This window comes from Kibdelosporangium philippinense (genome assembly GCF_021390435.2).
Taxonomy (GTDB): domain Bacteria; phylum Actinomycetota; class Actinomycetes; order Mycobacteriales; family Pseudonocardiaceae; genus Kibdelosporangium; species Kibdelosporangium philippinense.
The window spans coordinates 1,607,935-1,632,847 of the sequence record NZ_JAJVCN010000004.1; the positions used below are offsets into that span (position 1 = coordinate 1,607,935).

Genomic DNA, 24,913 nt, shown 5'->3' on the forward strand with positions numbered 1-24,913 from the left:
GGACCGAGCGGTTGGGACAACGATCTTTATGTGAGCACGCGTCGCCACCACTGGGTCGCGATGCGTTCGTGTAGCCAGAGGAATCCGATGGCGAACCCTGCACTGATGATCGCTTGGAATGCCAGGAATCCCCATACTTTCGGTGGGAGACCTGGCTCGCCGAGCAATACCAAGCGCGTGAGCACTTCCTGCAGCAACCGCGCGAGTGGGAACGCGATCAGCCAGAACAGGCATGCGGGGGCGAACCCGCCGCGCCGAACTTTGCCTGACGCCAGTAGCACGCTGTACACCGCGCCGAACAATCCGAGGGGCACAGCGAGCGCGACCACAGCGATCACGGACCACATCCAGGGCTGTCCTACGACCAATGCCATCAGGCCTGCCGTTGTTCCCGCGAGGAATCCCACGGCGAAGCCTGGGAAACCTAGTCGCCAGTCCATCATCCGACCACCACGCCGAAGCGGAACAGGGAATAGAACAGCATTCCCAAGTAGAACACCGCGCCGAAGCCGATGATCAGGTTCGTGTACCATTTCGGACGGATTGCCCGAGGAAGCATCTTGTTGTTCACCAACAACAACACCACGCAGTACGAGCCCATCGCGAACGTGGACAGGAACGCCAAGATGTCCAGAACCGACCCTGGCCCGTCGACTGGGCCGAACAGCAGGATCAGGATGCCGAACGTGATCAGGCCCCACAAGAAGCCCGCGTACAGGTGCGACATCTTCAGCCGCTTCGCGCCCTTGACGAAGAAGTACGTCATGTCCGCCTGGCCACGGGAGAAGGAGTCGAACAGGCCAAGTGTCGCGTTCAGACCGATCAGCGCGATGAAGCCGAGGAAGATCGCGCCGAGGACCGGTCCACCCGCTGCGGAGAACGCGTCCGACATCGCCGACAACGCGGCTTCCCGTTCACCTGTCTCGATCAATCCTCGGATGTCCGGGTTGGCCCGGACCGCGGATTGCGCGAGTACCGTGAACGAGACGGTCACAAGCATTGTGATGCCCCAGAACAACAACAGGGCATCGAAGGTCACCCAGCGCCGCCAGCCTTTCCATTTCCGCAACTCGTTCGCGTCCGATGTGTCGAACATGTAGCCGCGGTTGGGCATCTCCTCTTCTTCGCCCGCGTGCCGCAGTCCGCGCAGCTTCGGGATGTACGCGCCCATGCCCGCGCCGCTGTCACGCAGGTGCAGCGTGTACCACATCTGCTGCATTCCCGATGGGCCCGCGAACGCGATCGAGCCGACCACGATGGGGAACCAGACTTCGGTCATGATGCCGGATGGGACGTAGCCGAACGAGAACATGCCGCTGACGGTCGAGGCGAGATCGTCCCAGCTGCCCACGAACGAGGCGACCACCGCGGTCCCGATCACCAGGATTCCGATCAGGATCGCGAGGACGTTCTCCAGCAGGTTGTAGATGACCCTGGCGAGACTGAACAGGATGCCGACAACCACAAGGGCGACACAAGCGGTCACGACCCACGGTATGCCGGTTATTTCCTCCAATGCCGCCGCGCCTGCCGAGAGATGACCCGGCCAGATGTAGACAAGGATCGCGACGATGAAGAAGAACCACATGATCGGCTTGAACACCCTGGCCGCGCCGGTGAAGATGCTCTCGCCGGTGGCCATCGTGTAGCGGGCCATCTCGAGCATCACCACGGCCTGCAGGGTCACGCCGACAAGGAACAACCACCTGATGTCCGGCCCGAACACCAGCACGAGCCGTGGCCACATGTAGGACTCGCCCATCCCGACGCCAAGGGCGACGAGGAACACCGTCGGGCCGAGCAGATGGATCGCCGGAGGCGGTTCCGGCAGAGTGCGGATCGGCATCGGTTCGAGCCGACCGGCCCGCCACACTCTATCCCCACCGGCAGGTAATCGATACCTGGCCGCCGGGGTATGCGAGGTTTCCATCCAACCCTCTCCTTTGAGGATATGTCGATGTACCACCCCCGTCGAGCAACCCCTTGCTGTGGCTCCCTTTTCTCGATCAGGTGATCAACCCGGCGAACACCATAGGCCGAGTGGCAGAGGTGTGCCAGTGGCCACGCATCACAGACTGGCTACGGTCTCGCCCCGGTCTACATCGGACGACAACACCAGTAGTGGCTGATCATTCATTGACTCGGGTTCAAAGTGGATATGCGAGGGGAACGTTTCGGGCGTCCAACGCCGGTAACTCGGCCCTCACTCGTGGCCGAGCCGGGTGCGGACTATTGCCGCGTAATTTCTGGATTCCGCCGCGAATGCCCGGCCGAGCGCCGTACGGTCCGAAGAGGACAATGTCCGGCGCAGCTCGTTGACCAGTGTCCGTTCTTCCTCGCGGATGTGTGCCGTTACCGCTGCCTCCAACGCAGTGAGATCCTCGTCCAGTGAGATCTCCACGCGCTTGTGCAGAATCCGTTCCGTGGCAGTGAAATGCGCGCCAAGCAAGGCCGTGAGCTCGCTGAGCACGCGCGCGTGGTCGGTGTCTTCGTTACGAAGCTCGCGCAGCAGGTGCTCGATCTGGCGGTGGTCGTCGAGAATGACCTCGATCAGGTCCGTACCCGCTGGCCGCCGGGAATTGTGGGCCGGTCGCATCCATCCGAACGTCAGCTCCACGGCCTGTTTCCATTGCGCGTATTCGGTATCCCGGCGTGCTGGCGTCATCGCGGGCAGCCACTGCCCGGCCCGATGCCAGTTACGCCGCAAACCTTCCAAATCAGGCCAATAGCCCACGGACAAGCCCGCCGCGTAAGCGGCCCCAAGCGACACCGTCTCGGCGACCATCGGCCGGACCACGGGCACATCCAACACGTCCGCGATGAACTGCATGAGTAGGTTGTTCGCGGTCATCCCGCCGTCGACCTTCAACGTCGACAGCGCCAGGCCCGAGTCGGCGTTCATGGCGTCAACGACCTCGCGCGTCTGCCAACCTGTTGCTTCCAGCACCGCCCGCGCCAAGTGTCCTTTGTTGATGTACGACGTCAGCCCAGCGATCACACCGCGTGCCTCGCTGTGCCAATGCGGCGCGAACAACCCCGAGAACGCGGGCACGATGTAGCAGCCACCGTTGTCCGAGACGATCCGCGCCAAGGTCTCGATCTCGGGCGCGCTACTGATCAGTTCAAGGCCGTCACGCACCCATTGCACCAGGGAACCGGTGACCGCGATCGAGCCTTCCAACGCGTACACCGCGGGCTCGTCACCGATCTTGAAACCGACCGTTGTCAACATTCCGTGTTTGCTCAGCACCGGAGTCTGGCCGGTATTCAGCAAAAGAAAACTGCCCGTGCCGTACGTGCATTTCGCCTCACCCGGCGCGAAACAGGTCTGGCCGAACAACGCCGCCTGCTGATCGCCCAACGCCGCCGCGATCCGGATTCCCGGCGCCACCGTCGTGGTAGTCCCGTAGACCTCTGTGGATGATCGAATCTCCGGCAACATCGCTTTCGGGATGTCGAAGAAAGCCAGCAACTCGGCATCCCACGACAGCGTGCGCAGGTTCATCAGCATGGTCCGGCTGGCATTCGTGACGTCAGTGACGTGCAAGCCACCGGTCAGGTTCCAGATCAGCCAGCTCTCGATCGTGCCGAACAGCACCTCGCCGCGTTCGGCCCGCTCCTGCAGGCCCGGTGTCTGATCCAGCATCCACCGGATCTTGGGCGCGGAGAAGTACGTGGCCAGCGGCAGGCCACAGAGTTCACGGACCCGCTTCGCGCCAGGCTCCCGTTCGAGCTGTTCGATCATCCGGTCCGTGCGGGTGTCCTGCCAGACGATCGCGCGCCCGATCGGCGCTCCGGTCCGCCGGTCCCACAGCACGGTCGTCTCGCGCTGGTTGGCGATGCCGAGCCCGACGACCTGCTCGGCGCTCGCCCCGGCCTGTGCCAGCGCGTCCGACACGATCTTGCTGAGGTTGCGCCAGATCTCGGCCGCGTCGTGCTCGACCCAGCCGGGGCGCGGGAAGTACTGCTGATGCTCGCGTTGCACGACAGACACCAGACGGCCGCGCGCGTCGAACAGGATGCACCGGGTCGATGTGGTGCCCTGATCGATCGACATCACATAACGCTGGACTCTGCTCAATTGCCCTCGCTTCGCTCAGGCAGCCTAGGTGCAGGCATTGTCCTCACCACCTGGAAGCGCCAAGGTCGCGTGATACCGCACGCGCGGCATCACGTACATAGGTGAGCAGTGTCGCTTTGGGATTGCCGTCCGGGTCGCAGAGGCGTTCAGCCGCTCCGGATATTCCCAACGCGCCGACCACGATGCCGCCGTGACCTCTGATCGGCGCCGCGATCCCGGCTTCGCCGGGTGTCATCTCGCCAAGCTCGCTGGCCCAGCCCGCTTCCCGGACGCTGGCCAGTGCCCGCTTGACCGCGGTTGGCGAAGCGAGAGTCCGCCGGGTGTAGGACTCGAGCTCGCTGCCGCGCAACGATGCCACGAGACTTGTGTCGTACGCCAGCAGAACTTTGCCCAGAGCGGTCGCGTGCAACGGCAACAACGCGCCAACGTCGAGTGTCTGCAGCGAATCATCCGGCCGGAACACGTGGTGAACGACGAGCACACGGCCTTCGTACGGCGCCCCGATGCGAACGGCCTCGCCACTGCGTGCGGCCAGGGCGTCGGCCCAGTTGATCGCCCTTGACCTCAGCTCGTTGACATCGAGATAGCTTGTGCCAAGGTGTAGCAGGGCCGCACCGAGCTGGTACTTGCCGGAATCCTTGTCCTGCTCGACGAACCCGACGCCCTGCAGCGTGCGCAGTATCCCGTGCGCGGTGCCCTTGGCCAGCTCCAAGGACTCGGCGATCTCGCCGATGCCGAGCCTGCCCGATCCGCGCGCCAGCAGCCGCAGGATCGCGGCGGCCCGCTCGATCGACTGGATAGGTCCTGGCACGGCGCGACCCTAACCCCACCGGCTGCGATTCGACAATGTCGAACACCCTTCCGTGGCCGTTCGACAATGCCGACCGCACCTCGTTGACCTGCTCTGAAAGCGATTTTAACGTTCGCGGGGCCAGGGGAGCCGGGTGTCCTTTGTGGAGGAAAGCAATGGTGCGAAACCTCAAGGCCCGCGGACTGCACGGCGAGTTAGCCGCGGAGTTCATCGGGACGTTGATCCTCATCCTGTTCGGATGCGGGGTGGTGGCCCAGGTCGCGGCCGCCGGGATCGGTGATCACGACAGCATCGCGTGGGCATGGGGGCTTGGCGTGACGCTGGGTGTGTACGTGGCGGCCAAAATCAGTGGCGCGCACCTGAATCCCGCGGTGACCATCGCACTGGCGGTGTTCAAGGGCTTCTCGTGGCGCAAAGTCGCCCCGTACGCACTGGCGCAGACCGCGGGCGCGTTCGTGGCCGCTTTGCTGGTGCGCTGGAACTACACCGAGGTGCTCAACGCGGCCGACCCTGGTCTGACGATGAAGACGCAGGGTGTCTTCTCGACCCTGCCGGGTAACGGCACGCTTCCGGTGGGTGACTGGGGCGCCTTCCGTGACCAGATCATCGGTACCGCGATCCTCGTGCTGGTCATCTTCGCCATCACCGACCTGCGCAACTCCGCTCCGCTGGCCAACATGACGCCTCTCGTCGTCGGGTTCTCCGTTGTCGCCATCGGTATGGCGTGGGGGACCAACGCCGGATACGCGATCAACCCCGCCCGTGATTTCGGGCCGCGGCTGGCTTCGTGGCTGACCGGGTACGAAACGGCGTTCAAGGACCAATACGACTTCCCATATTGGTGGATACCGATTGTGGCGCCGATTGTCGGCGGCCTGATCGGCGCGGCGGTCTACAAGTACTTCATCGAGAACTACCTGCCATCGGACACCAACGAACTTCAGGCCGCCTGAAAGGAGACCACTCATGCCGGACTTCGTCGCAGCCGTCGACCAGGGCACAACCAGCACCCGGTTCATGATCTTCGATCACGGCGGCACCGAGATCGCCCGCCACCAGCTCGAGCACGAGCAGATCCTGCCGAAGCCGGGCTGGGTCGAGCACGACCCGACCGAGATCTGGGAACGCACCCGCTCGGTGATCGAATCCACCTTCACCAAGACCGGCTTGTCCGTTTCGGACCTCGCCGCGCTCGGCATCACCAACCAGCGTGAGACCACAGTGGTCTGGAACCGCCGGACCGGCCGCCCGTACTGCAACGCGATCGTGTGGCAGGACACCAGGACCGACCGCATCGCGGCGGAGCTGGAGCGCAGCGGCAAGGGCGATGTGATCCGCCGCAAGGCAGGCCTGCCGCCAGCGACCTACTTCTCCGGCGGCAAGCTGCAGTGGATCCTGGAGAACATCGACGGAGTCCGCCGGGACGCCGAGAACGGTGAAGCGATCTTCGGCACCACCGACACCTGGCTGCTGTGGAACCTGACGGGTCAGCACGTGACCGATCCGACCAATGCCAGCCGCACGATGTTGATGGACCTGGAAACCCTGCAGTGGGACGACGAACTGCTGTCGTTCTTCAACATCCCGCGTCAGATGCTGCCGGAGATCAAGCCGTCGTCCGGCTTCTTCGGCACCACCCGCGCTGACGGCCCGTTGCACGGTGAGCTTGCCGTGACCGGTGACCTCGGTGACCAGCAGGCGGCGACCGTCGGCCAGGTGTGTTTCCGGCCGGGTGAAGCCAAGAACACTTACGGCACAGGCAACTTCCTGTTGCTCAACACCGGGCACGAGCTCGTCCGGTCGAAGCACGGCCTGCTGACCACGTTGTGCTACCAGTTCGGTGACGACAAGCCGGTCTACGCCTTGGAAGGCTCGATCGCGGTGACCGGATCGGCCGTGCAGTGGCTGCGGGACCAGCTCGGTATCATCAGCGGCGCCGCGCAGAGCGAAACCCTGGCCTCGCAGGTCGCCGACAATGGCGGGATCTATTTCGTCCCAGCGTTTTCCGGACTCTTCGCGCCCTACTGGCGGTCGGATGCTCGTGGCGCGATCGTCGGCTTGACCCGTGCGACGACCAACGCCCACGTCGCCAGGGCCACTCTGGAGGCGATCTGCTACCAGAGCCGCGATGTCGTTGAGGCCATGGAGAACGACTCCGGTGTGAAGCTGGACGTGTTGCGTGTGGACGGTGGCGTGACCGCGAACCAGCTGTGCATGCAGATGCAGGCGGACGTGCTCGGAGTGCCCGTGTCCAAGCCGGTCGTCGCGGAGACCACCGCACTCGGCGCGGCCTACGCGGCCGGTCTTGCCGTCGGGTTCTGGAAGTCCACTGAGGAACTTGAGCAGAACTGGAACGAGGACCGTCGCTGGCAGCCAACGTGGACCGAGGAACAGCGGGCCACCGGTTACAAGGGCTGGCAGAAAGCAGTCGGCCGAACCCTTGACTGGGTCGATGTTTAGGCCGTGTCTCAAAGCCCCGTCCGCGATAGCCGGGCCGGATGCGGCCCCTGACGCCACCGCCGGAACGCCAAAAGACAACCAGTATTCCGACGTCCCGGCGGCGACGCCAGGAACCGCCCCGCTGTGTCCCGACTCCGGCCTCCGGCCGGGGCAGGCTCTCATCGAACGGGGACTTCGAGACACGACCTAGGAGATGACCACAGTGCCTTCCGTACCCCTTTCCCCGCAGTACCGCGCGGACGCGTTGGACAAACTGCGGACTCAGGAAGTCGACGTCCTGGTCATCGGCGGCGGCGTGACCGGCGCGGGGATCGCGCTCGACGCCGCAACCCGAGGGCTGTCGGTCGGGCTGGTCGAAGCCCGTGACTTCGCCGCGGGCACGTCGAGCCGGTCGAGCAAGCTGATCCACGGTGGCCTGCGCTACCTGGAACAGCTCGACTTCAAGCTGGTACGGGAGGCACTGAAGGAACGTGGGCTGCTGCTCACGAAGCTCGCTCCCCACCTGGTGCGTCCAGTGAAGTTCCTGGTCCCGCTCAAGCACCGGGTGTGGGAGCGCGGCTACATCGGCGCGGGCGTCATGCTCTACGACACCCTCGGCGGCGCACGCGCCCTGCCGCGTCACCGGCATCTCAGCCGCCGCAAGGCTTTCGATGCCGCGCCAGCCCTGGCGCCCAACGCGTTGATCGGCGCGATCCAGTACTACGACGCTCAGGTCGACGACGCCAGGCACACCATGATGGTCGCGCGGACCGCGGTAGAGCTGGGTGCCTCGATCCTGACCCGGACTCAGATGACGTCATTGGTGCGTGACGGCGACCGGATCACCGGCGCACACGTCCAGAACCTGGAGACTGGCGAGGAATTCACCATCCGGGCACGTGTCGTGGTTGCCGCGACAGGGGTCTGGAGCGACGACGTGTCGAAGGCGGCTGGCATTCCCGCGCCCTTCACGGTCCGTGCCTCCAAGGGCATCCACATCGTGGTCGGAAAGTCCGCGATCGACCTGGACACCGGGTTGATCCTGCGGACCGAGAAAAGCGTGTTGTTCGTGATTCCGTGGGGCAATCACTGGATCGTGGGAACCACTGACACCCCTTGGGATCTGTCCCGAGAGCACCCCGCGGCGAGCAAGGCCGATGTGGACTACGTGCTCGATCACGTGAATGCCGTGCTGCGTAAGCCTCTGACGCACGACGACATCGAAGGCGTGTACGCGGGACTCAGGCCTTTGCTGGCCGCAAAAGCCGCTGAGACCACGAAACTCTCCCGTGAGCACGCCGTCGCGAACCCCATCCCGGGCTTGGTCCTGATCGCGGGCGGCAAGTACACGACCTACCGCGTGATGGCCGAGGACGCCGTGGACGTCGCGGCCACCAACATCTCTGGCGACGTACCAGGTTCGCGAACCGACCGGCTGCCGATCCTTGGCGGCGATGGGTATCAGGCTCTGTGGCGCGAGCGCCGGAGCCTCGGCTTGCCGTTGGAGCGCGCCGAACACCTGCTCCAGCGCTACGGCACCGCGATCCACGACCTGCTGTGGCTGATCTCCGAACAACCCGAACTCGGCGAGCCGATCCCGGGCGCGCCGGAGTACCTCAAGGCAGAGGCCGTGTACGCGGCAACCCACGAGGGCGCGCTGCACCTCGAGGACGTGCTGACCCGGCGGACCCGGATTTCCTTCGAGGAAGAGGATCGTGGCGTGACCGCGGCGCCGGAAGTCGCCGCCCTGATCGCGCCGGCGCTTGACTGGAATGACACCCGGCGCCAGCACGAAGTGGACAGCTACCTGTCCCGCGTCAAAGCGGAACGGGCCGCACAGGAACAGCCGGGCGACGACGCGGCCAACGCCACTCGCCTCAGCCTTGCGGCGCCCGTGGTGCCCGCCGGTCTTTCCGTGCTGCAAGCTCCTCAGCCGACACGGGCGTCAGCATCGGCGCGCCGGGCGCACAGAACATGGTGACCACCACCTTGTGCGATTTGTCCCAACAGCGGACTGATCCGGTAGGGGACGAGTTCGCGCATGACCAGGGCGACGTTCGTGCGTTCGACGCCCGGAATGGCGAGGATCTTCCCGGCGATGCGGTAGAGGTCGTCCGCGTCCGTGGCGACGACTTGGACCATCAGGTCGACGACACCGCTGATGCCGTCCACCTGGAGAACCTCGGGGACGGCCGCGAGGGCCGTGGCGACGGAATCCAGTTTGCGCTGGACCAGCTGGACAGTGACGAACGCGGTGAGCGGATAGCCCACGGCCGCGGGGGAGATCCGGCGTTCGAAGGACGCGAGGGTTCCGTCCTGTTCGTGCCGGGCTAGGCGGGCTTGCGCGGTGTTGCGGGAAATACCCACCTCGTCCGCAAGGGCGACGGTGGTCGCACGCGGGTTGTTGGTGAGCGCAAGCAGCAACTTGGCGTCGATCGGGTCGAGGCTGGGCATCGTGCTCACTCTCCGGACTCTCGCGGGTTCGTCCTGCGTGCGTTTTGCTCAAAATTCCTGGTGTCGATTGTGCTACTGCGCGGTCGGTGATGCCATTGTTCATCACTTTGCGCAGGAGGATGGCATGTCCGTGATGGCGCCGACCCGGCATCAGGTGCTGCGGGAGATCGAGGATCGCGTGCTGTGGCTGTCCGCGGCGATCGTGCATCACGCCAACCGGGTACGGCCGAACCCGTCAGGTCTCAAGGTCGGCGGCCACCAGGCGTCCTCCGCCTCGATGGTGTCGATCATGACCGCCCTCTGGTTCAACCACCTCAAGGCCGAGGACCGGGTCTCGGTCAAGCCGCACGCCTCGCCGGTCCTGCACGCGATCAACTTCCTGCTCGGTTTCCTGGACGAGGAGTATCTGCCGCGGCTGCGTGATTTCGGCGGGCTGCAGAGCTATCCGAGCCGTGTCAAAGACCCGGATCCGGTCGACTACTCGACGGGCTCAGTCGGGATCGGCGCCACCGCGCCCATCTGGGGCGCGATCGCCCGTCGATACCTCGGTGAAGGCACGCCTGGCCGTCAGTACTCCCTGCTCGGCGATGCCGAGCTGGACGAGGGTGCGGTCTGGGAAGCGATCATGGACCCGATGGTCCCGCAGCTCGGCGAGCTGGTCTGGATCGTCGACCTGAACCGCCAGTCACTCGACCGAGTTGTGCCCGCGATCGCCGCGGACAAGCTGCAAGGCATGTTCGATGCGGCAGGCTGGCAAGTCATCACGCTCAAATACGGTCGTCTGCTTGAAGAATTGTTCAGCCGTCCTGGCGGTTCCGAGTTGCGCGGGCGTATCGACACCATGAACAACCCCGAGTATCAGCGGTTGCTGCGATGCGACGCGGCTCAACTGCGGCAACGGTTGCCGGGTGACAGTGCTGCGATCGCCCAGCTCATCTCCTCCCTTGACGACGACTCGTTGCTCGCCGCTTTCGCGAACCTCGGCGGGCATGATCTGGCCGCGCTGGACAAGGCTTTCGACGCGATCGACGACACGCGGCCGACCGTGATCTTCGCCTATACGGTCAAAGGACACGGCCTGGCGACCCAGGGGCATCCGCAGAACCACTCGTCTCTGCTGACGACCGAGCAAATGCGCGCGCTGGCGACCCGTCTCGGCACAGACATTGATCAACCGTGGCAAGGGTTTCCGTCGCCCAGCGAGGCCGCGCGGCTATGCGTTGACACGGCAGCCCGGTTGCGGCGTAACGAGATCAAACATACCGAGCCTCCTGCGCTGCCCTTGGACATTGGGCGGACGCTATCCGGGACCGCGACCACCCAAGCCGCTTTGGGGCGGATCTTGCTGGATCTGACTCGCTCGGCGCCGGAGGCCGCGGCCCGAGTGGTGACCGTGAGCCCGGATGTCAGCTCGTCGACGAACCTCGGGGGATGGGTGAACAAGGTGGGCGTGTGGTCGCCGACCGAGCGTCCCGACTGGTTCGCCGACGACGCCGAGACCATCCTGCACTGGCGGGAAAAGCCGACTGGGCAACACATCGAACTCGGTATCGCCGAGGTCAACCTGGTGAGCCTGCTCGGGGAGCTCGGTGCGACGTGGAGCCGGTGGGGCAAGCCGCTGCTACCCATCGGGGTGCTCTACGACCCCTTTGTCGAGCGGGCCCTTGAACCGTGGTCGTACGGGATCTACGCGGGCGGTCAGTCCATCATCGTCGGCACTCCGTCCGGGGTGACCTTGGCTCCCGAAGGTGGCGCGCACCAGTCGATCAAGACGCCGTCGATCGGGCTGGAGCAGCCGGGGTGCATCACTTACGAGCCCGCGTTCGCCATCGACACCGAATGGACCTTGCTGGCCAGCTTGGCACGGCTCGGCAAGCCGGATGGCAGTTCGGCTTATCTCCGGCTGTCCACCCGACCGGTCGACCAAGCGCTTGCTTGTGTGCCAGCGGATCCCGCAGCCAGGGAACGTCGCCGCAGGCAGGTGGTCGCGGGCGCGTATTCCTTGCGGCAGGTGGAGACGCCTCTGGTCACCATCGCCGCGATGGGAGCCTTGGTGCCTGAGGCCCTTGCGGCGGCGGATCGTCTGGCGCAGGCCGGGGTGGCCGCGGACGTGGTCTGCGTGACCAGTCCCGGCCTGCTGTATCGAGCTTCGCGTGCGCGGCAAGGGCATGAGCACGCTGATTCGTGGATCCTGGACCAGGTCTTTCCGGCTGCGAGGGCCACTCCGTTGGTCACCGTCCTTGACGGACACCCGCACACGCTTTCGTTCCTGGCCACCATCAACCAGGTCCGGCACACCAGCCTCGGGGTCACCGGGTTCGGCCAGTCCGGGTCCATTGAGGACGTTTACCGATACCACGGCATCGACACGGACAGCATCATCCGAGCGAGTCTGGACTGCGTAGCGCCGTAGGCGGCTGGGCAAGGACACGCCGCGACGGCCGGGGTTCCGGTTGGCCGAGGACGTAGGCTTGGTCCGCGGCATAGATCGCGGCCAAGTCCGCCTCGGTGAAGCCGCGACCGGTAAAGCGAGCCACGGCGGTCATGCCCTTGGCCTTCTTGTGCCGGTAGTCCTCGAAGTCGAGGTCCTCGGAGTTCGGCGGGTCCGGATCGATCCGAGGTTCGCCCGAGTACACCAGCTTTCCGTTCTCCGCGAGCGTGATCCGGAAGAGGGCATTGACGTTCCAGAACACACTCGCGGCCGTCCCGTTGCGCGACAACGCCGCAGCTGTCTCCGGGTTGGCGCCTTGGAAACCGTTGTCCTCAACGGCCAGAACGTAATCATCCACCGCGAGCACGGCGAGCACCGACACGTAGTCGTGCTGCGGCCACGAGTCCGCGATCGACCTGATCGGCACAGGTGCCGCGGGATCGCCGCCGAAGATTGTGATCACCTCGTCCACTGTGAGGCCCTTGATGACAGTGATCGTGGCGGCTTCGCAGATCAGGCTGTCCTTGATCCACCGGTATTCCGCTTCCGGCGCGATCACCACCGGTGGCTCGGGTTCGCCGCGCAGCCGGTGACCGAGCCGGTCGGTTTTCTTGAGCACGACATCCGGCGTGGCCGGTGCCTGCCAGATGATCAGCTGGTACGACTCCTCACCTTCGTCCCGGCCGGACACCTGCACGCGGATGCGATAGTCGCCAGGCCATGGCGGCGTCTCCACCCGGCGCTGACGATGGCGGTACGTCGGCTCCTCGCGTTGCAAGATCGCGCCGCCTTCCGGCGCGGTCCAGCTGATCTCGACAACCTCGTCATATGCGACGAAATCCTCGTCCTCCGGCGGGCCTTCGAGGATGCGGAGCAACAGACTCAGCCGACCTTCGGCCATGCCGGTTCGAACGGCCACGCCATCCTCGACGGCCGCGACAAGGCCGTTTCCGGAGAAGTCCACAGTGGAAGGGGCAGATCCTTCGGTGAGGAAGAACATGTGATCGTGGACCGCGACCGACGCCGAGGATTGGCTTGGCAGCAAATACTCGGCCCTGCGTTTGGCAAGCACAGCGGCGGTATAGGCGGCTGGCTTGGGCACAGTCGGGAGCACGATCGCGGCCGCGCCAAGCGCCGCACCGATGATCGCCTCCGTCTCACTGGCCACCGCCGTGCCCAACGAGCGGAATACCGCTGTGGACACCACGACCGCGAGCGCGAGATGGGAGGCACCGTGCTGGGCCGCGACTTCCTTCTCACTCCCGGTCGCCTCGGGTACAGAAGCCTTGTCCACCAAGGCTTCCACGAGCTCGACCACGAGATCCGTCGCGCCGGGATGCACCTGCTCGACGACCGCGAGCGCGCGCTTGGTCGCGGTTTCCTCGCCCATCATCCCGACCATGCCGAACCTGCCGCCGGTCGGTCGTTCCAGATTCGCCACCAGATCGCCTGGGATGTCCACGGACAGCCCGTCGACCTTGAGTTCCAGCGCGCCAAGCAGCCGCTCGGACAGCATGTCGCCGAGTTCGTACAACGCCGACTGGACTTTCGTGCCGCGATCGGGATGGCCCTTCGGCTCCCAGCGCCCGAGCCGGGCCGCTGGCTCTTGCGGCACGAGCGCCGCGATCTCGGGCAGCACGGCCGTCACGAGTGGTTCGAAGTCTCTGATCCCCATCGTCATATCTTGGCTGAGCGATAATGCAGCCATGAGCAGTGGGGGATGGCGCGTCCTGTTGTGGGACGACGACGTCAACAGTGTGGCCACGGTGGCATTCGTGCTGCACCGGGTGGTCGGTCTGCCGCTGGGCACGGCGCTTGACCTGCCCCATGAAGTGGATACGCGTGGCGTCGCGGAAGTCGGGCTGTACGACAACATCGAGGACGCCGAGGTGACCGCGGCGCGGATGCAGGTGTTCGGCCTGCACAGTGGGGTGGTCGCGGCATGATCCCGGACAGACTCGTCCACGAGGGACTGCAGGTGCTGGCCGAGATGTTGCAGGGTTTCCAGGCCCGGCGGCTGCCCTCCGGCGGGGTTTTCGCCTCGCCGAAGCTCGGCGGCCCCGAGGCGCTGGCCACGCTGTTCCCGCCGGTGTCAGCGGATCCGCAGATCGTCGCGGACTTCCGGGCCCGCCACGAGGCCGGTATGCGCGGCGAGGTCTACGCGGCCGTGATGCGCACGCTTGAGCGTTGGGGCCACGAGTGCGGACCGGGCTGCGATCAGACGCACTTCGACGACCTGTTCGTATCGCTGACGAATCTGCGATTCATGCTGCGTCCCCGCAAGGACGGCGCCGCCAGGGTCCACGACCTGGCCGAGCAGTTGGCGATGCGGGCAACGCACTATCTCGACGCGCTCACCGAGACCTGGTTCCAGCCCTTGATCAGGGCCAAGCTCAACGGAGAAACCTCGCAATGAAGCCAATGGTCGTCCTGGACGCGCCATCCAACCTTGGCCTGCGCATGCCCGCGCCCGGCGTCGTGCCCGGTTGCTACAAACTCGCTGGCGCGCTGCGTGATCAAGGCCTGCTGACCAGGCTGGGCGCTGCTGACGCTGGCTACGTCGTGCCGCCGCGGTACGACGTCTCGGCCTGGTCGCCCGGTGATGGCCTGTTCAACGCCGATGCGATGGCCAGCTACACCGTGAAACTCGCATCGCGGATCGGGAAACACCTGGACCAAGGGGAATTCCCGGTCGTTCTTGGCGGCGACTGCAGCATTCTGTTCGCTGCCATGTTGACGCTGCGCCAGAAAGGCCGCTATGGCCTGGCCTATTTCGACGGCAGCGCGGATTTCCTGCGTGCCGAGCAGTCAGGCCGGGTGGGCGCGGCGGCGGCCGCGACGCTGGCCCTGATCACCGGCCGAGGGCAGGCCGATATCACCGACATCGACGGCTGTGGTCCGTACGTGCGCGACAGCGACATCGTGGTGCTCGGCAACCGAGACGACGACGAGGACGTACCGAACCTGGCTGAAGCGGACATCCTCTGCTGGACCGCGCCACAGATCCAGGCCGAGGGTGCAGCCGCGGTGGCCGAGCGGACGTTGGCGCGGTTCGAGGGGCTCGACGGGTTCTGGGTGCACCTCGACGTGGACGTGCTGGACATCGAGGTCATGCCGGCCGCGGACGCCCCTGATCCCGGCGGCCTGCAGTACAGCGAACTGCTGGACCTGCTGAGGCCGATGCTCGCTGATGAGCGGTGCGTCGGCCTCAACGTGGCGATCTACGACCCGGACCTGGATCCCGACGGCCGCTACGGCGCTGAACTCACCGATGCCCTGGTCGCAGCCTTTCGTTAGTCGGCGAGGCTCTCGATCAGCTCACGCGCGAGCGCGCTGAAATCGGCGTTGACCTCGGGAATCAGCAACACCAGCTGGCACATCGAAGCCAGGATGGACACGTTGCGCAGCTGGTTGGCTTTGGCCAGGTCGAGCCAGCGCTGAACCACGGCGTGCTGGATGTCCCCGCGCGTGTCAGGGTCCACCCACGCCATGGTGACCAGGGCGAACGCGGCCGCCTCGGTGATCCAGTCCTCGGGGCCGTCCAACAGGTCCGTAAGGATCTCGCGGCGTCGCGAGGTCGGCCACGGCTCGGCGGTGGCGTGGTGCAGGATTCCCAGGCACGCCCACGCCTGCACGGCCCGGATCCACATGTGCGGTGCGTGCCTGCGCAGCAGCCCGCCAATGTGATCGTCGGACGGCTCAGGCGGATGCACGAGCACGCTGACCAGTTCATCCGGGTCGAGCCCGGACAGCACTACCGCGCCGTCGTAGGCGTCGATCGGCGACAGCCAATGAATAGCGGCCGTGCGCCGGACCGCATCCGCGACCTCTTTGGACGGTGGCGGCACCGCGGGATACGACTCGGTGCCGTCGTATCGCCACACGACATGCGGCGTCTCGCGGGCCGCGATCCTGATGTCAGGCTCAGGCACCGACTCGAAGGTGAAAGTGGCCTTGGGAACGCCGTCCGCAGCGCGAGCAGGGCACTTGGTGGTTCCACGGCCGACAACGTCACCGTGGACAAGCTGTCCGGCTGCCAGTCTTGTTTGCCAAGCACCTGCCGAAGCAGGTTGATCACGGCTTCTTCCGGTTCCGGCACGAGTCCGAGCCATGGCCGGTGGTTGCTGAGCTTCGCGAGCACGTGCTCCGCGAAGCTCCCGGGCTGCTCCCTGACCTGGTCAGCGAGCGCGATCAGGCGCGTGACGTCCTCGTCGAGGTCGTATCGCAGGCCCAGTGCCACGGCACCGGCCTTGGGGTGGTCAGGTTCCCGGTCGAGTACGTGCTGCGTCCACTTCAGCGCCTCGGCGGGCCGGTTCGTGCTGCCGAGCAGTTCAGCCACGTCCAAGCACAGTCCCAAGTCTTCGGGCGTGCGCTCGATTTCCGCTTCCCACAAGGCAATCGCCTCGTCATTGCGACCCGCGGAACGCAGCGCGTAGCCCTTCACCACGACTGCTTCATGCGACGGCTCGATCTCGTAGGACTTCTCCGCCCACGCGATGGCCTCGTCGTGCTCGCCAAGCCTGCGTGCCAACAAGGACGCACACCACAGCAGCATCGCGTGATCGCCATGACGTGCAACGGATGCGCTCAGCAATTCCCACGCGGGCAGCAGCGGTTCCCGCTCGTCATCGGGCACTGGATCGGCGAGCCCTTGGGCGAGTCGTCCCACAGCGATCGCCATTGCCTTGGGCGACACGTGATCCGGCAAATCCGGGCGCCGCAACCACGCCACGTCCAGCCACGACCGGCTCGGCTCGTGCCCGGCGACAGCGAACAACGTGGCAACCGCGCCATCCCATTGTCCGGCAACGGCACTGGCGTGTGCGCGGAGCGCGATCGTGCCGATGAAGTCCTGGCCTTCGACCTCATCGAGCACCTGCAGCAACTGCTCAGCGCCGCCCGCACGGGCGATGATCTCGGCGAGCGCCTCGTGTACGTCCGGCAGCCGAGGGTCGTACGCGATGGCGTCCGCCAGATGGCGAAGAGCATGCGGCAGATCGCCACTGTCAGCCACGAGTCGCGCGACCGCGACTTCGCCTTCGGCGTCGAGTTGTTCAGCCGAGCACTCGTGTTCCACATCAGCTCCCAGGATCGCGGTGCCGCAGCCTAGCGCCCACGTTTTTGGGCACACTGGCGGCATGGTCGATCGAGTGGGTTCGGAACCACAGTACGAAGTATTCGCCGACGAGTTCCTCGAACACGCGCGTGACGGCCTCTACAACGCGCACTACGACCGGCCCGCGTGCCTGGAACTGTTGGGCGATGTCGACGGTCGCACTGTGTTGGACGCGGCCTGCGGCCCTGGGCTGTACGCGGAGGAACTGGTCGCCAGAGGCGCCCACGTGATCGGGTGCGATCTGAGCCCGCGGATGGTCGAGTTGGCCAGCCAACGGATTCCGTCCGGCGAATTCCATGTGCACGACCTCAACCACCCCATCGACTGGCTGCCGGATTCCTCGGTCGACCTTGTGTTGTTCGCGCTTGCCGTTGAGTACGTCGATCACCGAACAGAGCTGCTGCGGGAATTGCGGCGGATATTGCGGCCCAACGGCGCGCTCGTGGTGTCCCGGCCCCATCCGACCGGCGATTGGCTTCGGCTTGGCGGCAACTACTTCGAGACGCGGGTCATCGAGGAGGTGTGGAGCCGCGGCTGGCAAGTCCGGTACTGGGTCGCTCCCTTGGAGCGCGCGTTCGAGGAGTTGCGCGCGGCCGGCTTCCTGATCGAGCAACTCGTTGAGCCACGGCCGACTCTCGCCGGTGCCGAGGTGGATACGGAGCGCTACCAACGTCTTCTGACGCAGCCAACTGGATTCCTTGCGATCAGGGCGATTCCAGACCCCAGGCGAACGTGAGGCCGGTCACGTTTGACAATCGCGCAGGCCGCTGACCGCGTCCAAAGGTGAAGAAGTGGATGTCTGCGCGGACATGAATGCCGATCACGCACAACTTTTCCGGGCTGATGTTCGTACATAAAGCGTGAGATCAAGTGCGCGGAGGCGGCCGCTGTTGAAGTTATCCGCGGTGGCGGTCGCGGCTGTGGCGGGTGCGGGCGTCGCCTTCACCTATGTGGCCACCGGGGGAATCACGAAGACCACGCCACCAGCCGACGCGCAGGCAGCTGGGCACGGCGGAGTGCTGTTGAACTCCGAGACTCCCCAACCGACGTCGACCGCCACCACCCCGACCACCACCGCCGCGCCGCCGGAGAACCAGGTTCTGCCGTTCAACGCGAAGCTGACGACCGACAACATCCCGGTCAAAACCGGCGGTGTCCGCAGCGGAGCCTGCAGCGGTTCATTGATCGCCCGTGAATGGATTCTCACCGCCGGACACTGCTTCCGGAACGTGAACGAAGTCCGGGTCTCCGGAAAACCGCCGTACACGATGAAAGTCGTGGTCGGCAAGCTCAAGGACAGTGACCCCGGCGGGCACACCGCCGAGGTCGTCGACGTCCGGCAGTCCAAGGTCAGCGACCTCGCGGTGGTGAAACTCAGCGAGCCGGTCGACGGCATCACACCCGTGAGCTTGGGTGACTCGAAGCCCTCGGTCGGGCTGCAGGTGAAGTTCGCGGGGTGGGGGTCGCTCTCCTCGACCGTGCTCTCGCCGTCCGATCACCTCAAACGCGGCGACTTCAAGGTCGTCAAGGTCAACCAGTACACGCTGGAAGCTGAGCCGATGGTGCCGCGTACGGTTGAGAACAGCCCGTGCCCGCAGGACTCGGGCGCGCCCTTTTTCGTATCCGACGACGACAAGACGGGCAAGGTCATCGCCATCGTGAACACCGGGCCCTCCTGCCCGCAGCCCGGTCGCGAGATCATCGCCCGTGTCGACGCCGTCGCCGACTGGATCCGCGAGCAGACCGGTTAGGGTTTCAGCAAAGGCCGGAAACAGGGCGGTGAGCTGGCGTGAGGTCCACGATCTGCTGGGTGGCGGCAGTCTTGGTGGTAACGAGCGCATGCGCCGCGGGTGGCGAGTCACCACAGCAGCCAGCGCCGACCGTCACGAGTACGCCGACGACCACCACGACTGAACCCAGCGTGACGCTGCCGCCGATAACAAGGCCGTCGACCAAACCCACTGGCGGCGGCGCAGGTGAGGTGTCGGTGGAAGGCACGGTCGTTGCCGGTGTCGAGGCGACGTGCGTGCTGCTCCAGACCGGATCCGAGAACTACCTGCTGCTCGGCGCCGATCCGCGGGTCGCTGTGCCTGGGCGGCGTATCGCGGTGCGTGGCAAGGTCGAGCCAGGGATGGCGACTATTTGTATGCAGGGAACCCCGCTCGTGGTCAGCGAAGCACGCGCGATTCAATAACGGCCGTCTCGCATTACTCGTTGTGCCAACGGGATTACTCCGTGAGTCCGATGAGGAATCCGTTATCGACCGTTCACCTAACCGAACGCGTGACAAGGCAGGATGCATGCGTTCATTCGAATGACGCGTTACGGAGGCCCTTGTGTCTGGTGTCGGGTCGGTACTGAGGGCCAGTATTGGTCTCGCGGTCGCCGCTGGATTCGTTGTCGCGATACCCCTAGTGTCCGCGCCTTCGGCGCCGCAGCCGGAGCAGTGGTCGCCGATGACCCCGGTCGCGGTCAGCTATGACACCGAACGCGATGGCAGCACCGCCAAGGGCCGCCTGCTCGGCTTCAACGACTTCCACGGCGCGCTTGAGCCGCCGACCGGAAGCGGCGGCCTCGTCAACGGCACGCCGGCTGGTGGTATCGAATTCCTCGCGACCCACGTCAAGCGGCTGCGCGAAGCGGGCGAGGCCAAAGGCCAGCAGGTGCTCACGGTCGGCGCCGGTGACCTGGTCGGCGCGACCCCGCTGATCAGCGCGGCATTCCACGACGAGCCGAGCGTGGAAGTGCTCTCCAAGCTCGGACTGGACATCAGCTCGGTCGGCAACCACGAGTTCGACGAAGGCGTCACCGAACTCAAGCGCCTGCAGAAAGGCGGCTGCCACCCGACCGACGGCTGCCAGGACGGCGACGGATTCGCCGGTGCGGCGTACAAGTACCTGGCCGCGAACGTGGTGGACAAGAAAACGCGGTTGCCGATCCTGTCGCCGGTTGACGTGAAGTTCGTCCGCGGTGTCCCGGTCGGTTTCGTCGGCATGACCCTCAAGGGCACGCCGGGCATCGTCAACCCGGCGGGAATCAAGGACGTCGAATTTCTCGACGAGATCACAACAGCGAACTTCTACGCCGACCTGCTCCGCCTGATCGGCGTGAAGTCCCTTGTCCTGCTCGTGCACGAAGGCGGCGCGCAAAACCCGCCACCCACCGTGCAGGACCCGTCGAGCTGCGCCAACTTCGCTGGCCCGATCACCGACATCGTCAAGGGCCTGCGTCCCGAATACGGCGTGGTCGTCTCCGGTCACACGCACAGGTTCTACAGCTGCGCCCTGCCCAACTCATCCGGCGCGAACACGGTCGTGACGAGCGCGGGTTCGAACGGCACCTTGGTCACCAACATCGACTTCACGATCAACAAGAAGACCAAGCGCTTCGCCGAGGTTTCGGCCCGCAACAACATCGTCGAGAACGGCATCAAGCGTCCGGACGGCACCTGGGCAACGGACCCGTCCGGTGCATTCCTGCGTAACCCGGAACTGGTCGACAAGGACGCCAAGGTACTGGTCGACAAGTACCGCGCAGCCGTCGCACCCATCGCCAACCGCATCGTCGGCAAGATCACCGCTGACATCGGCCGCACCGCGAGCCCTGCGGGCGAGACAGCCTTGGGCGACGTGATCGCCGATGCCCAGCTCGCGTACACGACATCAGCGGGCGCCCAGATCGCGCTGATGAACCCGGGCGGCATTCGAGCAGACCTGAGCTTCGGCAACTCCCCAGGTGGCGAGCCAGCCGGTGACGTCACGTACGGCGAAGCATTCACCGTGCAGCCGTTCAACAACTTGGTGGTCACAGCCTCGTTGACCGGCGCGCAGCTGAAGGAAGTCCTTGAGCAGCAGTTCGTCGGCTTCGGCGGCCAGACCGTCCAGCGAATCCTGCAGGTGTCGAACGGATTCACGTACTCGTACGACAGCACGAAGGCCGCGGGTGAGCGCGTGTCCGCGATGGCGTTGAACGGAACCCCGATCGACCCGGCCGCAAGCTACAAGGTCACCAGCAACGACTTCCTGGCCAACGGCGGCGACGGCTTCACCAAGCTCAGCGTCGGCACCGGCCGAGTCACCGCTCCCGGGTTCGACGTGGACGCCCTGGTGAACCACCTCGGCGCCGCCCCAGTGGCCCCAGGCCCCCGCAACCGAATCACCAAGATCGCCTGACGAACGAACCCAGCGCTGGTACGCCTTTCCTGGCGTGCCAGCGCGTTTTTCGTGCGACAACGCCGAGTAACTGTACACCTTAGAGTGACGACCAGGCCGGAAAGTTGCGATAATCTGAACGTATGTTCGAAAAGCTCGACGACCTCGAGCGGGTCTTCCGAGAGAAAAGCCGAGGTCGACGCCAAATGGATCCGAACGCTGGCCGGATACGCCACCGAAAACCAGCCCACAAGGAAAGGAACCACGATCGCCGATGGGGCGCCCGAGGAGATGGCGCTGCGGCTGAACATGAGCCCGAACAAAGCCGCCGCTGAGATCATCTTCGCCCGTGACGTGATGGAGCGGTTGCCGCGCACGCTGGATGCGTTGGCAGAAGGTGTTTTTGACCTGTCGCGGGTGAAGGCGATGCGCGACTACACCGAACCTCTCGACCCAGACCAGGCCTCGGAGGTGGAGAAGCGCGTCCTGGACAACGGCCCGCGCGACAACGTCACCAAGTTCAAACGTGGCCTGGCCGCGAGGTCATCCGTGTGGACCCGGAGGGGGCGGAGCAGCGGCGCCAGCTCGCCAAGAGCGAACGGGACGTCATGAAATGGCACAGGCCGGACGGTCCGTCCGCGATCACGATCTATCTCGAGAAGCATGAGGCCGAGTTCGCGTACAACCAGATCGACGTGCTGGCCAAGCGGATCAACCACGGCCAGCGCTACCCGGACAGCCGTACGCCGACACCTCCGATCCCCGCAACATCGACACCCCGGAACGCAACCTCGCCCAACGCCGCGCCGATGTGTTTCATGGACCTCGTACTTGGGCGCAACACCTTGCAGCCCTTGGTCAACGTGAACGTGGTTGTCCCGATGACCACGCTCATGGGTGTCAACCGGGAACCGGGTGAGATCAGCGGGGTGGGCCCGATCACGGCCGAATACGCCCGCGAGCTGGCCACGAACGCCACCTGGCGGCGGATCCTCACCGACCCCGCCGGTGAACTACTGGAAGTCAGCCAGAAACGCTTCCCATCACCAGCGTTGCGGCGGTTCATCCAACTTCGAGATCGAGAGTGCAGGCAACCCGCCTGCTCCGTCCCCGGACATCGCTGCGAAACCGACCACATCATCGCCCACTACAAAGGCGGTCCCACCTCTCAAAACAACCTCATCCTGCTCTGCAAGAAACACAACCTCCTACGCCAACGCAGCGCATGGAGCTACGACCACGTCAAACCCGGCATTCTCGCCTTCCGCACCCCAACAGGCCACACCCACACCACCAAACCCGAACCTATGACCTGCGGCCGTTTTAGTGGGGGAAGCGGGCGACGAAGAGGCCGCCGGTTGGACTGTCTTCTACGGTGAGGGTTCCGCCGTGGCGGGTGGCTATGCCGCGGGCGATGGTCAGGCCGAGGCCGGAGCCGCCGGAGTTGCGGGTTCGGGCGTCGTCGAGGCGCGTGAAGCGTTCGAAGACGCGTTCCCGGTCCTCCACCGCGATTCCGGGGCCGTCGTCCTGGACTTCGAGGACTACCCAGGACTCCGAGTCGCGGACGGTCACCACAATCGACGACTTGGCGTGGCGGGCGGCGTTGTCGACGAGGTTACGCAGCAAGCGTTCCAGTTGGCTCGCGTTGCCGCGCATCAGCGCGTGCGGAGGCACGACGCACGAGACCCGCGGGCGGAATTCCTGGACCAAGGCGGCCAGGTCGACGATCGCGGCGGGGGGAGTGGAATTGTTGTCGTTCACAGCAAGCATCAACAGGTCCGACGTGAGGTCCTGAAGGCGTGAGATGTCCTGAAGAGACTCACGAGCGACCTCTGGCCAGTCCGCTCGATCGGCGTGGGTCAGCGCGACTTCAAGGCCGGTCCGCAAGTTCGTCAACGGGCTGCGAAGCTCATGGCTGGCGTCTGCCACGAACTGCTGCTGTCGGCGATGAAAAGCCTCAAGTCTGTCCAAAGTGGCGTTAGTGGTCCGGGCGAGTTTGGCTATCTCGTCGCGGGAACGAGGGACAGGCACCCGGCGGTCGAGGTTGTGTTCGCTCACTTCAGCGAGTTCATGACGGATCGCCTCGACCGGACGAAGAGTACGACCGGTGACGAACCACGCCAGACCGGCAACGAAAATCACAGCCAAAGGCAGCACGATCCGCAGACCGCGATTGAACACTGTCTCCGCGCTGATGGCTTCCCACGGCAGCACGAACACATACACCGTCAGCCGATACGTTGCCGTGCTGGAAGAAGGCGTCGTGGGCGCCAGGTCTCCCGTTCGCCTCAACGGTTCCACCAGGCGCGCGGGCACGTTCGATACCGCGGCGCCGACCACGGTGTACGTCCGGTTCTCCCGCCAATCCGGATGCGTTGGGGAGTTCAAAGCACTCTTGGTCTCCCACAACTCTGGCGCATTGGCTGGTGCCGGTGGCAGGCCTGGCCATGAGGGATCGAGCCGCCGAATCGTCCTGCTGCGAACAACGGTTTCCCCGGAATCGGTGACCACCTCGTACATCGAGTCACCGAAGAGCGAGATGTCCACCGAAGTGCCCGCTCGGTAAGCATCGGTGATCCGGCTGAGTTCCAGCTCGGCCTCGGTTTTCGACGACCCGAGCACAGTGTCCACCATGTACTCGCGCAACCCGATGACGCCGAGCGTGAAAACCGCGAGGCACGCCACGGTCGCGGTCAGTGCCGCGCTCGCCCGCATCGACGCGGGCCACCACTTAATCCTCAAGGCGATACCCCACGCCGCGAACCGTGGTGATCGTGTTACGCCCGAAAGGCGCGTCTATCTTGCGGCGCAACGTACTGATGTACACCTCGACGATATTCGGATCGCCATCGAAAGCCATGTCCCACACCTGATCAATGATGTCCTGTTTGGACAAAACCTGCCCCGCGTGCCGAGCGAGACACTCCAGCACCGAGAACTCCTTCGCGGTCAACGGAATGGCCACAGAACCGCGATGACACGTCCGCCGAGACGAATCCACCGTCAAGTCACCGACGGAAACCTTGGCCGAGCTGCCAATCGGGCCACGGCGCATCAGTGCCCGCAGACGGGCCGTAAGCACAAGGTAGGAGAACGGTTTACGCAGGAAATCGTCAGCGCCGGTGTCCAACGCCTCGGCCTCGTCGTACTCGCCATCCTTCGCGGTCAGCATCAGGATCGGCGTGTGGTTGCCTCGCTTACGCAACTCCGCACAGACCCGGTAGCCGTTCATGCCCGGCAGCATGATGTCCAGAATGATCACCTGATACGGATGTTCGGAGGCAAGGCGCAGCCCGTCGAGACCGTTGCCTGCCACGTCGACGGCATACCCGTCCGCCTCCAAACCCCATTGCAACGTATCGGCGAGCCGTTTCTCGTCCTCAACCACCAGCACCCGCATAACAGCGATCTTCCCAGATGGACAAACCGG

23 protein-coding genes are annotated in these 24,913 nt (G+C 65.1%); 13 read left to right on the forward strand and 10 right to left on the reverse strand.

The features are described 5' to 3' along the window. Window positions 1–26: 26 nt before the first annotated feature. The 4 genes from LWC34_RS50475 to LWC34_RS50490 all read right to left on the reverse strand — a co-directional run bounded on the left by LWC34_RS50475 (window position 27) and on the right by LWC34_RS50490 (window position 4,892). Complete coding sequence (locus LWC34_RS50475) at window positions 27–443, reverse strand: hypothetical protein (protein ID WP_233733283.1); 417 nt, start codon at window positions 441–443, stop codon at window positions 27–29. Beyond that, window positions 440–1,930, reverse strand: coding sequence for an Nramp family divalent metal transporter (locus LWC34_RS50480; RefSeq protein WP_233733285.1), 1,491 nt, complete (start codon window positions 1,928–1,930; stop codon window positions 440–442). The genes LWC34_RS50475 and LWC34_RS50480 overlap by 4 nt, the downstream gene beginning before the upstream one ends. Before the next feature lie 273 nt (window positions 1,931–2,203). Next, window positions 2,204–4,057, reverse strand: coding sequence for a glycerol kinase GlpK (glpK, locus tag LWC34_RS50485; RefSeq protein WP_233733291.1), 1,854 nt, complete (start codon window positions 4,055–4,057; stop codon window positions 2,204–2,206). A 67-nt stretch (window positions 4,058–4,124) separates the two neighbouring features. Next, window positions 4,125–4,892, reverse strand: a complete 768-nt coding sequence (locus LWC34_RS50490) for an IclR family transcriptional regulator (RefSeq protein ID WP_233733293.1) — start codon at window positions 4,890–4,892, stop codon at window positions 4,125–4,127. A gap of 155 nt (window positions 4,893–5,047) precedes the next feature. Here LWC34_RS50490 and LWC34_RS50495 point away from each other — a divergent pair, with 155 nt between their 5' ends. The 3 genes from LWC34_RS50495 to glpD all read left to right on the forward strand — a co-directional run bounded on the left by LWC34_RS50495 (window position 5,048) and on the right by glpD (window position 9,312). Further along, window positions 5,048–5,845: an MIP/aquaporin family protein gene (locus LWC34_RS50495; RefSeq protein WP_233733295.1), complete on the forward strand. Its 798-nt coding sequence runs from the start codon at window positions 5,048–5,050 to the stop codon at window positions 5,843–5,845. Window positions 5,846–5,858: 13 nt separating this feature from the next. Then, window positions 5,859–7,352 (forward strand): glycerol kinase GlpK, encoded by a 1,494-nt coding sequence (glpK, locus tag LWC34_RS50500; RefSeq protein ID WP_233733297.1) that lies wholly within the window; start codon window positions 5,859–5,861, stop codon window positions 7,350–7,352. A gap of 193 nt (window positions 7,353–7,545) precedes the next feature. Further along, window positions 7,546–9,312 (forward strand): glycerol-3-phosphate dehydrogenase, encoded by a 1,767-nt coding sequence (gene glpD, locus LWC34_RS50505; protein ID WP_233733299.1) that lies wholly within the window; start codon window positions 7,546–7,548, stop codon window positions 9,310–9,312. On the opposite strand, the gene LWC34_RS50510 is transcribed toward glpD, so the two are convergent. Beyond that, window positions 9,261–9,785 carry an Lrp/AsnC family transcriptional regulator gene (locus LWC34_RS50510; protein ID WP_233734174.1) on the reverse strand — a complete coding sequence of 175 codons (525 nt, stop codon included), beginning with the start codon at window positions 9,783–9,785 and terminating at the stop codon, window positions 9,261–9,263. The two genes, glpD and LWC34_RS50510, sit on opposite strands and share 52 nt — an antisense overlap. Window positions 9,786–9,909: 124 nt before the next feature. On the opposite strand from LWC34_RS50510, the gene LWC34_RS50515 reads away from it, so the two are divergent. After that, the gene (locus tag LWC34_RS50515; RefSeq protein WP_233733300.1) at window positions 9,910–12,198 is read left to right on the forward strand and encodes a thiamine pyrophosphate-binding protein; all 2,289 of its coding nucleotides are present in this window, start codon (window positions 9,910–9,912) and stop codon (window positions 12,196–12,198) included. Here LWC34_RS50515 and LWC34_RS50520 read toward each other — a convergent pair. After that, the gene (locus LWC34_RS50520; RefSeq protein ID WP_233733301.1) at window positions 12,164–13,891 is read right to left on the reverse strand and encodes a DUF6461 domain-containing protein; all 1,728 of its coding nucleotides are present in this window, start codon (window positions 13,889–13,891) and stop codon (window positions 12,164–12,166) included. The genes LWC34_RS50515 and LWC34_RS50520 overlap by 35 nt on opposite strands. A 31-nt stretch (window positions 13,892–13,922) precedes the next feature. Between LWC34_RS50520 and LWC34_RS50525 the strand changes: the two genes are divergently transcribed. Genes LWC34_RS50525 through LWC34_RS50535 form a run of 3 tightly spaced genes read left to right on the forward strand, consistent with a single transcriptional unit; the run spans window position 13,923 to window position 15,513 of the window. Next, window positions 13,923–14,162, forward strand: a complete 240-nt coding sequence (locus tag LWC34_RS50525) for an ATP-dependent Clp protease adaptor ClpS (protein ID WP_233733302.1) — start codon at window positions 13,923–13,925, stop codon at window positions 14,160–14,162. Next, complete coding sequence (locus LWC34_RS50530) at window positions 14,159–14,632, forward strand: DUF2017 family protein (RefSeq protein ID WP_233733303.1); 474 nt, start codon at window positions 14,159–14,161, stop codon at window positions 14,630–14,632. The genes LWC34_RS50525 and LWC34_RS50530 overlap by 4 nt, the downstream gene beginning before the upstream one ends. After that, the gene (locus tag LWC34_RS50535; RefSeq protein WP_233733304.1) at window positions 14,629–15,513 is read left to right on the forward strand and encodes an arginase family protein; all 885 of its coding nucleotides are present in this window, start codon (window positions 14,629–14,631) and stop codon (window positions 15,511–15,513) included. The genes LWC34_RS50530 and LWC34_RS50535 overlap by 4 nt, the downstream gene beginning before the upstream one ends. Here the strand turns inward: LWC34_RS50535 and LWC34_RS50540 are convergent. After that, window positions 15,510–16,064: a hypothetical protein gene (locus LWC34_RS50540; protein ID WP_233733305.1), complete on the reverse strand. Its 555-nt coding sequence runs from the start codon at window positions 16,062–16,064 to the stop codon at window positions 15,510–15,512. The genes LWC34_RS50535 and LWC34_RS50540 overlap by 4 nt on opposite strands. Further along, complete coding sequence (locus LWC34_RS50545; protein ID WP_233733306.1) at window positions 15,971–17,293, reverse strand: tetratricopeptide repeat protein; 1,323 nt, start codon at window positions 17,291–17,293, stop codon at window positions 15,971–15,973. Before LWC34_RS50545 ends, LWC34_RS50540 begins: the two co-directional genes overlap by 94 nt. Window positions 17,294–17,354: 61 nt before the next feature. Here LWC34_RS50545 and LWC34_RS50550 point away from each other — a divergent pair, with 61 nt between their 5' ends. The 6 genes from LWC34_RS50550 to LWC34_RS58515 all read left to right on the forward strand — a co-directional run bounded on the left by LWC34_RS50550 (window position 17,355) and on the right by LWC34_RS58515 (window position 22,862). Next, window positions 17,355–18,068: a class I SAM-dependent methyltransferase gene (locus LWC34_RS50550; protein WP_233733307.1), complete on the forward strand. Its 714-nt coding sequence runs from the start codon at window positions 17,355–17,357 to the stop codon at window positions 18,066–18,068. A 154-nt stretch (window positions 18,069–18,222) separates the two neighbouring features. Then, window positions 18,223–19,083, forward strand: coding sequence for a S1 family peptidase (locus LWC34_RS50555; RefSeq protein WP_233733308.1), 861 nt, complete (start codon window positions 18,223–18,225; stop codon window positions 19,081–19,083). A gap of 59 nt (window positions 19,084–19,142) precedes the next feature. Further along, a complete protein-coding gene (locus LWC34_RS50560) occupies window positions 19,143–19,526 on the forward strand; it encodes a hypothetical protein (RefSeq protein ID WP_233733309.1) in 384 nt (127 codons plus the stop codon). A 142-nt stretch (window positions 19,527–19,668) separates the two neighbouring features. After that, window positions 19,669–21,504 carry a bifunctional metallophosphatase/5'-nucleotidase gene (locus LWC34_RS58510; protein WP_233733311.1) on the forward strand — a complete coding sequence of 612 codons (1,836 nt, stop codon included), beginning with the start codon at window positions 19,669–19,671 and terminating at the stop codon, window positions 21,502–21,504. Window positions 21,505–21,588: 84 nt separating this feature from the next. After that, window positions 21,589–22,095, forward strand: coding sequence for a DUF222 domain-containing protein (locus tag LWC34_RS57695; protein ID WP_308200275.1), 507 nt, complete (start codon window positions 21,589–21,591; stop codon window positions 22,093–22,095). Then, entirely contained in the window at window positions 22,035–22,862 is an 828-nt protein-coding gene (locus LWC34_RS58515; RefSeq protein ID WP_308200276.1) for an HNH endonuclease signature motif containing protein, read from the forward strand. Before LWC34_RS57695 ends, LWC34_RS58515 begins: the two co-directional genes overlap by 61 nt. Here LWC34_RS58515 and LWC34_RS50580 read toward each other — a convergent pair. Both LWC34_RS50580 and LWC34_RS50585 read right to left on the reverse strand, forming a co-directional pair. Further along, a complete protein-coding gene (locus LWC34_RS50580; protein ID WP_233733312.1) occupies window positions 22,807–24,225 on the reverse strand; it encodes a sensor histidine kinase in 1,419 nt (472 codons plus the stop codon). The two genes, LWC34_RS58515 and LWC34_RS50580, sit on opposite strands and share 56 nt — an antisense overlap. Beyond that, window positions 24,215–24,883 (reverse strand): response regulator transcription factor, encoded by a 669-nt coding sequence (locus LWC34_RS50585; protein WP_233733313.1) that lies wholly within the window; start codon window positions 24,881–24,883, stop codon window positions 24,215–24,217. Before LWC34_RS50585 ends, LWC34_RS50580 begins: the two co-directional genes overlap by 11 nt. Between the last annotated feature and the right edge of the window lie 30 nt (window positions 24,884–24,913).

What these genes read in the sequence shown, in the direction of transcription:
- LWC34_RS50475 (WP_233733283.1), bottom strand. Translation starts at nt 443, where the DNA reads ATGATGGACTGGCGACTAGGTTTCCCAGGCTTCGCCGTGGGATTCCTC.
- LWC34_RS50480 (WP_233733285.1), bottom strand. Translation starts at nt 1,930, where the DNA reads ATGGAAACCTCGCATACCCCGGCGGCCAGGTATCGATTACCTGCCGGT.
- glpK (WP_233733291.1), bottom strand. Translation starts at nt 4,057, where the DNA reads ATGTCGATCGATCAGGGCACCACATCGACCCGGTGCATCCTGTTCGAC.
- LWC34_RS50495 (WP_233733295.1), top strand. Translation starts at nt 5,048, where the DNA reads ATGGTGCGAAACCTCAAGGCCCGCGGACTGCACGGCGAGTTAGCCGCG.
- glpK (WP_233733297.1), top strand. Translation starts at nt 5,859, where the DNA reads ATGCCGGACTTCGTCGCAGCCGTCGACCAGGGCACAACCAGCACCCGG.
- glpD (WP_233733299.1), top strand. Translation starts at nt 7,546, where the DNA reads ATGACCACAGTGCCTTCCGTACCCCTTTCCCCGCAGTACCGCGCGGAC.
- LWC34_RS50510 (WP_233734174.1), bottom strand. Translation starts at nt 9,785, where the DNA reads ATGCCCAGCCTCGACCCGATCGACGCCAAGTTGCTGCTTGCGCTCACC.
- LWC34_RS50515 (WP_233733300.1), top strand. Translation starts at nt 9,910, where the DNA reads ATGTCCGTGATGGCGCCGACCCGGCATCAGGTGCTGCGGGAGATCGAG.
- LWC34_RS50520 (WP_233733301.1), bottom strand. Translation starts at nt 13,891, where the DNA reads ATGGGGATCAGAGACTTCGAACCACTCGTGACGGCCGTGCTGCCCGAG.
- LWC34_RS50525 (WP_233733302.1), top strand. Translation starts at nt 13,923, where the DNA reads ATGAGCAGTGGGGGATGGCGCGTCCTGTTGTGGGACGACGACGTCAAC.
- LWC34_RS50530 (WP_233733303.1), top strand. Translation starts at nt 14,159, where the DNA reads ATGATCCCGGACAGACTCGTCCACGAGGGACTGCAGGTGCTGGCCGAG.
- LWC34_RS50535 (WP_233733304.1), top strand. Translation starts at nt 14,629, where the DNA reads ATGAAGCCAATGGTCGTCCTGGACGCGCCATCCAACCTTGGCCTGCGC.
- LWC34_RS50550 (WP_233733307.1), top strand. Translation starts at nt 17,355, where the DNA reads ATGGTCGATCGAGTGGGTTCGGAACCACAGTACGAAGTATTCGCCGAC.
- LWC34_RS50585 (WP_233733313.1), bottom strand. Translation starts at nt 24,883, where the DNA reads ATGCGGGTGCTGGTGGTTGAGGACGAGAAACGGCTCGCCGATACGTTG.